Annotated in this window: 7 protein-coding genes and 2 pseudogenes; 5 read left to right on the top strand and 4 right to left on the bottom strand. The window is 69.1% G+C overall.

All coding sequences use genetic code 11. The features are described from left to right. Positions 1-108: 108 nt before the first annotated feature. From BCY76_RS12990 to guaB, 3 genes and pseudogenes are all read right to left on the bottom strand, one after another. A complete protein-coding gene (locus BCY76_RS12990; protein WP_070160647.1) occupies positions 109-1,251 on the bottom strand; it encodes a GuaB3 family IMP dehydrogenase-related protein in 1,143 nt (380 codons plus the stop codon). A 141-nt stretch (positions 1,252-1,392) separates the two neighbouring features. Further along, positions 1,393-2,178: a TenA family protein gene (locus BCY76_RS12985; RefSeq protein ID WP_083277561.1), complete on the bottom strand. Its 786-nt coding sequence runs from the start codon at positions 2,176-2,178 to the stop codon at positions 1,393-1,395. A gap of 12 nt (positions 2,179-2,190) precedes the next feature. Next, positions 2,191-3,710: pseudogene (gene guaB / locus BCY76_RS12980) on the bottom strand (IMP dehydrogenase). Positions 3,711-4,025: 315 nt separating this feature from the next. Here guaB and BCY76_RS12975 point away from each other — a divergent pair. The 4 genes and pseudogenes from BCY76_RS12975 to groL all read left to right on the top strand — a co-directional run bounded on the left by BCY76_RS12975 (position 4,026) and on the right by groL (position 8,778). Next, the gene (locus BCY76_RS12975) at positions 4,026-5,219 is read left to right on the top strand and encodes a sulfurtransferase (protein ID WP_083277562.1); all 1,194 of its coding nucleotides are present in this window, start codon (positions 4,026-4,028) and stop codon (positions 5,217-5,219) included. After that, on the top strand, positions 5,216-6,517 hold the full coding sequence (locus tag BCY76_RS12970; protein ID WP_170922693.1) for a YeeE/YedE family protein: 1,302 nt from the start codon (positions 5,216-5,218) through the stop codon (positions 6,515-6,517). Before BCY76_RS12975 ends, BCY76_RS12970 begins: the two co-directional genes overlap by 4 nt. Before the next feature lie 312 nt (positions 6,518-6,829). Then, positions 6,830-7,126, top strand: coding sequence for a co-chaperone GroES (gene groES / locus BCY76_RS12965; protein WP_070160649.1), 297 nt, complete (start codon positions 6,830-6,832; stop codon positions 7,124-7,126). A 60-nt stretch (positions 7,127-7,186) separates the two neighbouring features. Next, a pseudogene (gene groL / locus BCY76_RS12960) lies at positions 7,187-8,778 on the top strand (chaperonin GroEL). 1,104 nt (positions 8,779-9,882) lie between these two features. Here groL and BCY76_RS12950 read toward each other — a convergent pair. Further along, entirely contained in the window at positions 9,883-11,751 is a 1,869-nt protein-coding gene (locus BCY76_RS12950; RefSeq protein ID WP_085437786.1) for an alanine/glycine:cation symporter family protein, read from the bottom strand. A gap of 297 nt (positions 11,752-12,048) precedes the next feature. Here BCY76_RS12950 and BCY76_RS12945 point away from each other — a divergent pair. Beyond that, a partial coding sequence (locus BCY76_RS12945; RefSeq protein WP_139827787.1) for a CPBP family intramembrane metalloprotease domain-containing protein occupies positions 12,049-12,688 on the top strand: 640 nt, incomplete at its 3' end.

The following is a 12,688-nucleotide window of genomic DNA, read 5'->3' as shown; positions in this document are numbered from 1 at the left end:
GCGCTGAGTTGGTCCGGAGTGTGCGGTACTCAGCTCGATCGAGTCGAGTACCGCAGACTCCGGACCAACTGAACCAACTCGACCAGCTGGTCTAGGCAGGGCAGGCCCTCAGCGGGACTGCTGGCCCAGCGGGGAGACGATCGCGTCCACCCGCTGGAAGGACTTCAGGTCCGAGTAGCCCGTGGCGGCCATCGCGCGGCGCAGGCCGCCCATGAGGTTCGAAGAGCCGTCGGTGTGGTGGCTGGGACCCCAGAGGACCTCCTCCAGCGGACCGACAGTGCCCACCCGGGTGCGGTGACCGCGCGGGAAGTCCGGGTGCACCGCTTCCTGGCCCCAGTGCCAGCCGCGGCCCGGGGCCTCTTCGGCTCGGGCCAGCGTGGTCCCCAGCATGACGGCGTCGGCGCCCATGGCCAGCGCCTTGACGATGTCCCCGGAGGAGCCGAGGCCCCCGTCGGCGATCACGTGCACGTAGCGCCCGCCGGACTCGTCCAGGTAGTCACGCCGGGCGGCGGCGACGTCGGAGATGGCAGTCGCCATGGGCACCCGGATGCCCATGGCCCGGCGCGTGGTGGTCGAGGATCCCCCGCCGAAGCCCACCAGCACGCCGGCCGCACCGGTGCGCATCAGGTGCAGCGCGGGGGTGTAGCCCGCCGCCCCTCCCACGATCACCGGCACGTCGAGCTCGTAGATGAACTCCTTGAGGTTCAGCGGGTCTCCGTTCTGGGACACGTGTTCGGCCGACACCGTGGTGCCGCGGATGACGAACATGTCCACCCCGGCCTCCACCACAGTCTGGTAGAACTCCTGGGTGCGCTGCGGCGTCAGCGAGCCGGAGACCACGACGCCGGCCCCCCGGATCTCCGCCAGGCGGGCCTTGATCAGCTCCGCCTTGATCGGCTCGGAGTAGAGCTGCTGCAGGCGGCGCGTGTTCTCCGGGGACACCTCGTCATCGGCCAGGCGGGAGATCTCCTCCAGCACCGGCTGCGGGTCCTCGTAGCGGGTCCACAGGCCCTCCAGGTTGAGCACCCCGAGCCCGCCCAGCCGGCCCAGCTCGATCGCGGTCTCCGGAGACATCACGGAGTCCATGGGCGCCCCGATCACCGGGGTCTTGAACGTGTACGCATCGATCTGCCAGTCCAGGCTCACGTCCTGCGGGCTCCGGGTGCGGCGGCTCGGCACGACGGAGACGTCGTCCAGCGCCCAGGCGCGCCGTCCGCTCTTGGCCAGACCGATCGGGATCTCGTTGCTCAACTGGTGCTCCTTGCTCTCGCAGGGGTTGTCGGGTCGTGGTCGGCAGGACCGGGACGGTCCCAGAAATTCACAGGGCCTCCTGAGGCACGGGCTTCGTCCGTCAGCGGACCGCGCTCGTCAGCCGCGTGGCTCACAGGGCGTTCAGGCCCGCGCCCCCGAGGGCGGGGTGGCCCAGGACTCGCGGACATGCGCCGCCGCCCAGAAGCGGTGCTCATAGACGCAGCCCCGCTCGAAGGCGGCCATCATGCGGGCGCGGACGCCTGCGTCGGATGCGTCGACGAGCTCCTCGAAGATCCCGATCGCCTCCTCCACTGCGCGGTCGAAGGCCGGATCCGAGTACACCTCCACCCAGCTGCGGTACGGGTGCCGGTCCATGCCTACCCCGATGCTCTCCACCAGGTGACGGCCCACCTCGGCGTACACCCAGAAGCAGGGCAGCACCGCGGCCACGGCCACCGCATGGTCATCGACGGCGGCGGTGGCCACCAGCCAGGAGGTGTAGCCCTGCGTGGTCGGCGAGGGACGCGGTGCGCCGTCGTCGTCCGCCATGCGGCGGGCCAGTGCGGAGAACTCCTCCGAGCCCATGAGCTCCGCCTGCATGGACTGCTCCTCAGCGATGGTGTCCGAGGTCGCCCGAGCCCAGAATCGGCGGTGCTCGGCCGACGGCGCGCGGGCCGCCAGCAGGGTCATCGCCTGGCCGTAGCCGGCCAGGTAGGCCGAGTCCTGCAGCAGATAGTGCACGAAGGTCTCCGCGGGAAGCGTGCCGTCGGCCAGCTCGGCCAGGAACTCGAGCTCGGAGATCGCGGCCAGGGCCTGCCGGGAACCGCGCCAGGCGGCCAGCCCGTGCTCCCCGGCCCGCAGTGCCGGAGAGTCCACGTACGAGGCCAGGCCTACGGCGGCGCCGGAGTGGGAGTCGGTGGTGCTCATCGCGTCCGCCGGTCAGCGACGCCGGTAGTTCGGCGATTCGACGGTCATCATCACGTCATGCGGGTGCGACTCCTTCAGCCCCGCCGAGGTGATGCGGACGAACCGACCCTTGGCCTTGAGCTCGCCGATGGTGTGCGCGCGACGTAGAACATGGTCTGCCGCAGGCCGCCGGTGAGCTGGTGGACCACCGCGGAGAGCGGCCCGCGGTAGGGCACCTGGCCCTCGATGCCCTCCGGAATGAGCTTCTCGTCATCGGGGACGTCGGCCTGGAAGTAGCGGTCCTTGGAATAGGAGGTGTTCTTCCCGCGGGTCTGCATCGCGCCCAGCGAGCCCATGCCCCGGTAGGCCTTGAACTGCTTGCCGTTGTAGAACACCAGGTCGCCCGGGGACTCGGCGGCGCCGGCCAGCAGCGAGCCGAGCATCACTGAGCTCGCGCCGGCCACCAGCGCCTTGCCGATGTCTCCGGAGTGCTGCAGCCCGCCGTCGGCGATCAGCGGCACACCGGCCGGGATGGCGGCCTTCGCCGCCTCATGGATGGCGGTGATCTGCGGGACGCCGACCCCGGCGACCACGCGGGTGGTGCAGATGGATCCGGGCCCGACTCCGACCTTCACGGCGTCCGCCCCGGCGTCGATGATCGCCTGGGCGCCTTCCCGGGTGGCCGCCTGGCCGCCGATGACGTCCACTCCTGCGGCGCGCGGCTCGGCCTTGAGCTTGGCGATCATGTCCAGGACCCCACGGGTGTGGCCGTTGGCGGTGTCGACCACGAGCACGTCCACGCCGGCGTCGATCAGCGTCATGGCCCGCTCGAAGCCCTCGCCGAAGAACCCGACGGCCGCCCCGACGCGCAGCCGCCCCTCGGAGTCCTTGGTGGCCTGCGGGTACTTGTCCGCCTTGTCGAAGTCCTTGATGGTGATCAGCCCGGTGAGCCGGCCGTCGTCGTCCACCAGCGGCAGCTTCTCCACCCGGTGCTCCGAGAACAGTCGGATGACGTCCTCGCGCGCGATGCCCTCCTGGGCGGTGATCAGCGGCTGCGGGGTCATCTTCTCGTAGACCTTGGTGGTCAGGAAGTCCTCGGGCGCGACGAAGCGGGTGTCGCGATTGGTGATGATGCCCAGCAGCTTCTTCTCGGAGTCGACCACCGGCAGGCCGGAGACCCGGTAGTGGGCGCAGAGGTCGTCCAGGTCCTTCAGGGTGGCGTCCGGGGTGATGGTCACCGGGTCGGAGATCATCCCGGACTCGGAGCGCTTGACCTGGTCCACCTGCTTGGCCTGATCGTCGATGGAGAGGTTGCGATGCAGGATGCCGACGCCGCCGAGCCGGGCGAGCGCGATCGCCATCGGCGCCTCGGTGACGGTGTCCATGGCGGCCGAAGCCACCGGCGTGTTCAGCGTGATGTTCCGGGTGAACTGCGTGGAGGTGTCGGCGTCGGACGGGATCACGTCGGTGGCGCCGGGCAGCAGGAGGACGTCGTCGTAGGTCAGCCCTACGAAGCCGAAGGGGTCGTGTTCCTCTGCGGTGGTCTCTGTCACGGGTGTCGCCTCTCCAGGGTGTCGTCGATGCGGGTCGCTTGAGGACCGGCGGCTGCGGCGTCGTCGGTGTTCGGGCCACAACAAGTCTACTGCCGCGAGGATTCCTGTGCGTCGCGGCCGATTCCGCGGGATGACGCGGCCGCACGGACCCCACGGTGGCCCGCCGGCGTCCCTCAATGTGACAACGTATGAACTTATCTGTTCATATTTCTGAAGATATCCCGCATAGTGGTGTCAGGCACTTCTGCACCGGAAGCAGCACCACACAGACTCTCAAGCACCGCACAGACCCGCAGCGAAAGGCATCAGCACATCATGAGCACCGATGAGGCACCCTCCCCCGAGCAGACGTCGAGCTCCGGCCGACGATCCAGCGGCAAGCTGGCCATCGCCTTCGTGGCCGTGGCCGCCCTGGCCGCCACCGCCGGGGGCGTGGTCACCAACAGCATCAGCGGCGGAGACGACGGCGCCGCCACCAGCACCGACTCCGGCTCCGGGGGCGGCGAGCAGGCCACCACGGTGGCGAATGTTCAGGTCGCGGGTGAGCACCGCGGCTACGACGAGGTCCACCAGGGCGGCGACGAGGACCTGGAGAACGTCCTGGTCTCCACCGACTGGCTGGCCGACCGCCTCGACGAGGGCGACCTCGCCGAGCAGGGCATCGTCCTGATCGACGTCTCCGAGGAGCTTCCCACCTCCGAGCTGACCCCCTACTCCGAGGCCCACATCCCCCAGGCGCAGTACGTGAACTGGTCCACCGAGTTCACCCAGCCCAACACCCGCGAGTTCATCTCCCAGGACGAGTTCACCGAGCTGGCCCAGTCCCTGGGCATCGACGACGGCGACACCGTCGTGCTCTACGGCGACTCCAACAACTGGTTCGCCGCCTACGCCGCCTGGGTGTTCAAGCTCTACGGCGCCGAGGACGTCCGCCTGCTCGACGGCGGCCTGCACAAGTGGGAGGTCTACGACGAGCGCGAGCTGACCGAGGAGGTCCCCGACGTCGCCGAGGGCACCTGGGAGGCCCAGCCGCAGAACCTCGACATCCGGGCCCTGCAGCCGGAGGTCCTCGAGGTGGCCGAGGAGAACGTCGACGGCGAGTCCGCGACCACGCTGGTGGACATCCGCTCCGCCGACGAGCACGACGGCGCGATCGGCGTGGACCCGGAGATCTTCGAGGGCGAGTCCACCTCCATCTGGGGCCACATCCCCGGTTCGGTCAACGTCTCCTGGGGCACCATCGTGGACGAGGAGACCGGCCAGTTCCTGCCGGCCGACGAGATCCGGGCCATCTACGAGGACGCCGGCGTCGACCTCGACAGCCCGATCATCACCTACTGCCGCATCGGGGAGCGTGCCTCCCACACCTGGTTCGCCCTGAGCCAGATCCTGGGCGCCGACACCCAGGTCTACGACGGCTCCTGGACCGAATGGGGCAACTCGGTGGGCGTGCCGGTGGCCAACAACACCGACCAGCGTGCCGGCCTGTGGGGCAGCGGCGGCTCGTGAGCACCACCGCTGAGACCACCTCGACGGAGCCCGTCCGCCACTCCGGCGGACCGGGCTCCGTCTCGGTCCGTGCCGACCGTCCCCTGGGCTGGACCCGGGCGGACACGGTGCGCACGTCCGTCGCACTCGCCGTGGCCGCGCTGCTGCTCGGACTGGCCGGCTGGCTGACCATCACCGACGGCGAGGGCCTGGGCGGATCGAACGCCGCCTTCGCCCTGCTGATCGGTGCCGGCCTCGGCATCCTGTTCGAACGCGGCCGCTACTGCTTCTTCTGTGTGTTCCGTGACTTCTTCGAGAAGGGAGACTCGCGCGGGCTCTACGCCGTGCTGGTCTCCATCGCCGTGGGGATGATCGGCTACGCCGTCGTCTTCTCCATGCGTGTGTCCAACCCCACCGGGGGCACCATTCCCTCGGACGCCCACATCGCCCCGGTCTCCCTGGCGCTGGTGATCGCCGGCCTGGCCTTCGGACTCGGGATGGTGATCTCCGGGGGCTGCATCGCCGGGCACCTGTATCGGCTCCCCGAAGGGCACCTGCGCTCCCTGCCGGCGCTGGTCGGCGTCGTGCTGGGCTTCGGCGCGGGATTCCTCTCCTGGGACACCATGTACTCCGGGTTCATCGCCGGGGCGCCGGTCCCCTGGCTGCCCGCCGGCGGCGGCTACACCACCGCGGTCGTGCTGCAGCTGGGCGTGCTGGTCGGACTCGGGATCTGGCTGCTGCGGTGGAACCCGCCGGTGACGGGCCGCGGGGACCGCGTGGTCGACGCCACCGAGGTCCGCCGCCTCGTGTTCTTCAAGCGCTGGCCGGCGCTGGCCACCGGTGCCGCCGTCGGGATCCTGGCCGTGCTGGCCTACTACAAGGACCAGCCGCTGGGCGTGACCAGCCAGATCTCCTCACTGACCCGCACCGGCATGGACGCCGCCGGGCTGCTGCCGAACTTCATGCCAGGCCTGGACGAGCGCCTCGCCGGCTGCGTGGCGGTGGTGGTGCACACCATCACCACCAACGGGTGGCTGATCGCCGGCATCGTGCTGGCCTCGCTGGCCGCCGCGCTGCCGGGGCGCCGGGTCAAGGTGGAGCCGCTGACCGGCTGGAATTCGCTCACCGCGGTGATCGGCGGAGTCCTGCTGGGCTGGGGTTCGATGATCGGGCTGGGCTGCACCATCGGCGTACTGCTCTCCGGGACCCAGGCGATGGCGCTCTCCGGCTGGGTCTTCGGCGCGGCCGTGGTCGTCGCCGCCGGCGTCGGGTTCAAGCTTGGGCTGCATCGCCGCGCCAACCCTGGGGTGTACCGCTGAGCAGGTCCCTCAGGGAAGGCCACGGACCCGCAGTCCGGCACGTCACAGGGACGGCCTTAGCACTCTGCTTGACCGAGTGCTAAGGCCGTCCTAAAGTTTGTGTTGGCACTCGAGGCCATCGAGTGCTGATGCGGCGTCGGCGTCACCGGCGCCGAAGGCCTGAAGGGGCGCCGTCCGGCACCGCGACGACGGATCGGTCACTCCCAAGGCGCGCAACAACCCCGGCCTGGGGCACGGCGTCGGCGTCACACGACGCGCGGCCCGGGCCTGTGAACAGACCCGATTCGACATCACGCAAAGGAGAGTACTGACGTGTCAGTCTCCATCAAGCCCCTCGAGGATCGTATTGTTGTCCGCCCCCTGGAAGCTGAGCAGACCACCGCTTCCGGTCTGGTGATCCCGGACACCGCCAAGGAGAAGCCCCAGGAGGGCGAGGTCGTGGCCGTCGGCCCGGGCCGCGTCGACGACAAGGGCAACCGCGTGCCGGTCGACGTCGCCGAGGGCGACGTCGTCATCTACTCCAAGTTCGGCGGCACCGAGGTCAAGGTCGGCGGCGACGAGTTCCTCGTCCTCAACGCCCGCGACGTCCTGGCTGTCGTCGAGAAGTGATCGCGGATCCTCCGCACACCTCTCGAGACCCGCAACTGACTCGCAAAGGAAGCAACTCATATGGCAAAGCAGCTTGAGTTCGACGATGCCGCCCGGAAGGCACTCGAGGCCGGCATCGACAAGCTCGCCGACACCGTCAAGGTGACGCTGGGCCCCAAGGGCCGCAACGTCGTCCTGGACAAGTCCTGGGGCGCACCGACCATCACCAACGACGGCGTCACGATCGCCCGCGAGATCGAGGTCGAGGACTCCTACGAGAACCTCGGCGCTCAGCTCGCCAAGGAGGTCGCCACCAAGACCAACGACGTCGCCGGCGACGGCACCACCACCGCCACCGTGCTCGCCCAGGCCCTGGTCAAGGAAGGCCTGCGCAACGTGGCCGCCGGTGCCGCTCCGGGTGAGATCAAGCGCGGCATCGAGACCGCCGTCACCGCGGTGACCGAGCGTCTGAAGACCAACGCCCGCGACGTCGAGGGCCCCCAGGTGGCCCACGTCGCCGCGATCTCCGCCCAGAACGACGAGGTCGGCGAGCTCATCGCCCGCGCCTTCGACGCAGTGGGCACCGAGGGCGTGATCACCATCGAGGAGTCCTCCACGACGTCGACGGAGCTCGACATCACCGAGGGCATGCAGTTCGACAAGGGCTACCTCTCCCCGCACTTCGTCACTGACGCTGACCGTCAGGAGGCCGTGCTGGAGGATGCCCAGATCCTCATCCACCAGGGCAAGATCTCCAACATGCAGGAGTTCCTGCCGCTGCTGGAGAAGGTGCTGCAGTCCAAGAAGCCGCTGTTCATCATCGCCGAGGACGTCGAGGGCGAGGCGCTCTCCACCCTGGTGGTGAACAAGATCCGCGGCACCCTGAACGCTGTGGCTGTCAAGGCTCCGGGCTTCGGCGACCGCCGCAAGGCCATGCTGGAGGACATCGCGATCCTCACCGGCGCCCAGGTGGTCTCCCCCGACCTCGGTCTGAAGCTGGACCAGGTGGGCACCGAGGTGCTCGGCTCCGCACGCCGCGTGACCGTCACCAAGGACAACACCACCATCGTCGACGGCGCCGGCTCGAAGGAGGACGTCGAGGCCCGTGCCGCCACGATCAAGGCGCAGGCTGACGCGACCGACTCCGAGTGGGACCGTGAGAAGCTGCAGGAGCGGCTGGCCAAGCTGGCCGGCGGCATCGGCGTCATCAAGGTCGGTGCGGCCACCGAGGTGGAGCTCAAGGAGCGCAAGCACCGCATCGAGGACGCCGTGTCCTCCACGCGTGCCGCGCTCGAGGAAGGCATCGTCGCCGGCGGTGGCACCGCGCTGATCAACGCGCTGTCCGCCCTGGACGAGGACGCGAACGTCCAGGCGCTCGAGGGCGACGCCGCCGCTGCGGTGGGCATCGTCCGCCGGGCGCTGGTGCAGCCGCTGCGCTGGATCGCCCAGAACGCCGGCGAGGACGGCTTCGTCGTCGCCTCCAAGGTCGCGGACCTGGAGCCGAACCACGCTTCAACGCCAAGACCGGCGTCTACGGCGACCTGATCGCCGACGGCGTCATCGACCCGGTCAAGGTCACCCGCTCTGCCCTGCAGAACGCCGCCTCCATCGCGGCGCTGGTGCTGACCACCGAGACGCTCGTCGTCGAGAAGAAGGACGACGAGGAGGAGTGATCTCCGCACGCTGAGATCCCTCTGCCGAGACAGGGGCCCTGGCCACGTCACCCGACGGGCCAGGGCCCCTTCTCTGTCCACGGGCTCTCTGCGCTGAGTTGGTCTGGAGTTTTGGGTACTCGACTCGATCGAGTCGAGTACCCAAAAAAAAAAAAAAAAAAAAAACTCCAGACCAACTCACGGGAGAGTGGAGCGGCTCCTCCACAACCGCGCAGCCCACGACGACGGCGCGCCGCCCTCTCCACAGGACGCCCCTCCCCCTACTCGTCTCCTGGACCTGCGCGGCATCCTCTGAGCATGCGCCCACCATCACCCCTTCCGGAGGAGCTCAGAGGCCGCACGTTCAGTCGCGCGGAAGCACGCGCCCTGGGAGTCCCCGACCACAGACTCCGCGCCCGCGACGTCGAGCATCGCAGTCGGGGCATCTACCGTCACCGTCCCGACCTCGGCCCAGGCGCCCTCTCGCCCCGCGCACCGGTCCCGCAATCGGTCCGTCGGCTGTTCCCACCGGGTTCCCCACCCGGCCGCCCGCAGGATCAGCACGCCCTCGACATAGACCTGTGTCGAGCCGCCTGCTCCCGGTCACGCGTGCTGTGGATCAGTCATCACTCCGCAGCCCGGTTCTACCGACTGCCGCTGCCAGCGAGGTCGGCACGGGACGCACGTCTGCACATCAGCGGACTGACCCGTCATGTGGCTCTCGATGCCGACGTCGACGTCGCCCATCACTGGCCGTGCCCCGCGGCGGGCGAGGTCGTGGAGACCCTCGGGATCCGTGTCTCGTCCCCAGAGCGTGTGTTCATCGACATGATGTCGAGTCTTGGTCGCGAGGAGCTCGTCGCCCTCGGCGACAGTCTGGTGCGCCACCCCCGGCCCCAGTACGAGGGCCGCGAGGAGCCATGGACCACGGTGCCCCGACTGCGGCGGACGGTGGACCAGCACAAGGGCGCCCGGGGTGTCGTCGTCGCGCGCGAGGCGCTCGAACTCATCCGCGTCGGATCGGATTCGCCAGCCGAGACGCGCATGAGATTGGCGCTCACGGAGGCCGGGCTGCCGGAGCCCGAGCTGCAGATCAGGCTCGATCCGACGGACCCGGACTCCCCCTCAGGGGATATGGGATATCGCAACGCCCGCATCCTGCTGCAGTACGAAGGGGCGCACCACTTCTCGGCTGAGCAGCAGCACCATGATCAGTACCGCGATGGCGCCTTCCGCGCGGAGGGATGGACGGTGCTGTCCGCCAACCGACTCGACCTCGCTGAGGGCTTCCGTGGCCTGTCGGGACGGGTCAGGGATCTGCTGATCGCCCCGTGAATGCGTCTGGAGTTGTGGAAACTCGACTCGATCGAGTGGAGTTTCCACAACTCCAGACCAACTCAGCGGAGGGGAGGGAGGGAGGGAGGGCGGGCTGGCCTCAGCGCACGGGCACCGGGGCCGACTCACCGCCGTCGCCGGGCTGCGGACCGGCGTCCGGGTGGGTGCCGTTCGCCATGCGTCGGCCCGCTCCTCCCAGAACTCGGCGTTGCGCACGCCCACGGTCCGCGGGTCGAACTGCGGGTCCTTGCCGGCCTTCATCTGGGCCCGGTAGTCCTTCAGGGCCTTGAAAGCCGGCTGCTGGATGAGCAGGATGCCCACGATGTTCAGCCAGGCCATGATGCCCACACCGATGTCGCCGATGGACCAGGCCCGGCCCTCGGCGCCCATGGCACCGTAGAAGACCACGATCAGGATGACCACCTGCAGCACGGCCAGCAGCGCCCGCTGGACGCTGATGCTGCGCACGTTGCGCATGGCGTAGGTCAGGTTCGTCTCCGCCATGTAGTAGTAGTACACCAGCGTGGAGAAGGCGAAGAAGGTCAGGGCGACGGCCACGAAGATCGTGCCCGCCCCGGCGAACACCGTGTCCAGGGCGAACTGGGTGTACGGAGCTCCAGCCTCGACACCGTCCGGCAGGTTGGAGGCGTGCTCGATCAGGCCGTCCTCGGTCTCCACCTGGAACATCCCGGTGGAGAGGATCAGGAACGCGGTGGCCGAGCAGACGATCAGCGTGTCGATGTAGACGGCGAAGGCCTGGACCAGACCCTGCTTGGCCGGGTGGGAGACCTCCGTGGCGGCGGCCGCGTGCGGGCCCGTGCCCTGACCGGCCTCGTTGGAGTAGATGCCGCGGCGCACACCCTGATCCACGGCGTAGCCCAGGATGCCGCCGAAGACGGCGTGGGCTCCGAAGGCGGACTCGAAGATCAGGCGCAGCATGGCCGGGATCTCAGAGGCGTTGGCCAACAGCACGATGAGCGCGATGATGATGTATCCGATCGCCATGATCGGCACCACGGTGGCGGTGAAGTGGGCGATGCGCTTCACACCGCCGATGATGATGATCCCCAGCACGATGGCCAGGAAGACGCCGATCATCCACCGGTCCAGTGCGGGGAAGGCACTGGTGAGCGCACCCGACATCGTGTCGGTCTGGATGCCGGGCAGGAACACGCCCAGCGCCACCACCGAGACGACGGCGAAGATCCAGGCGTAGATCTTCAGCGGGATGCCCGCCCAGGTGTGCCGGTAGGCCCTCTCGAAGTAGAAGGCGGGACCGCCGCGGTACTCTCCGGTGCGTGGGTCGCGCTCCTTGAAGATCTGGCCGAGGGTGGACTCCACGAAGGAGGTGGCCGCACCGAGCAGCGCCACGATCCACATCCACATCACTGCACCGGGCCCGCCGGAGGCGATGGCCACGGCCACACCGGCGATGTTGCCGGCGCCCACGCGGCCCGACAGGGACATGGTCAGCGCCTGGAAGGAGGAGATCCCGTCCTTCGAGCTGCCTCCCCTCACCAGGGCCCGGATCATGTCCGGGATCCTGGTGAACTGCACCAGCTTGGCGCGGATGGTGAACAGCAGACCGGCGCCGAGGCACAGCCACACTAGATAGGGGCTCCAGACGACGTTGTCTGCCCATTCGATGAAAGCGTCCATGGGTTTCCTTCCCTCATCATCACACTCGTCGCGGCGGCGCACGGGGTGGTGTGGCCGGGCGCGGACCGTCGGCTCGGCGCGAGCACGGGTGTCACGGACGGTCTGTGAGTGTCGGAGCTCACGTCGAGCTCCGATCGCAAAGAGTAGCACCGTCCTGTTTCGACGGTATGTCTGCCAGGACGGCAGGGCGTGATGCCGCTCACATCATGCCACAGCGGCAGTGAGGTCGCCGCATCCGGTGCGCGCTCTCCGTCCTCCTGCCGGGCTGACCATGCCGGGCTGACTATGCTGTGCTGGGTGATCAGCCCGACTCCCCCGGCTCAGCCCTCCCCTGGCCCGCCCGCCCGCGTCCCCTCCCGTCGCTTCCTGGCCTGGGAGGTCGTCCTCGTGCTGGGCGTCTCGCTGGGGCGCAGCGCCGTCTACGCGATTCTGCAGCTGGCCGAGCGGCTGGCGGAGGCCCCGTTGGCGGAGCAGACGGCCACCGTCCACTCCAGCCGGTCCCGCCACGAGCTCTTCGACCTGACCTACCAAGTGCTGGACAGCATCTTCGCCCTCGTGCCGGTGGCACTGGTGCTCTACCTGATGTTCCTGCACGGAGTGAACCCGTTCCGTCGCTTCGGCCTGGACCTGCGCCGCCCCCGCCGAGACCTGGCCCTGGGGGCAGGCCTGTTCCTGCTGATCGGGGCGGGCACTCTGGTGATCTATGTGGGCGGCCGCACCGCCGGGGTGACCATGGAGATCATCCCCGCCGACGTCACCGCGCACTGGTGGACCACTCCGACGCTGCTGATCGCCGCAGTCCGCCATGCCCTGGTGGAGGAGGTCATCATGGTCGCCTATCTGCTGGACCGGGCACGGAGGATCTGGCCGGGGCTGACGCGTCGTGGGTCCGCCCCGAGAGCTCCCTGCAGGCCGCCCCCGCCCCGGCCGGCCACCG

Source organism: Nesterenkonia sp. PF2B19, from assembly GCF_001758425.2.
Classification (GTDB): domain Bacteria; phylum Actinomycetota; class Actinomycetes; order Actinomycetales; family Micrococcaceae; genus Nesterenkonia; species Nesterenkonia aethiopica.
The sequence above is the reverse complement of the archived record's forward strand: the minus strand, read 5'-3'. Positions and strand labels throughout refer to the sequence as shown.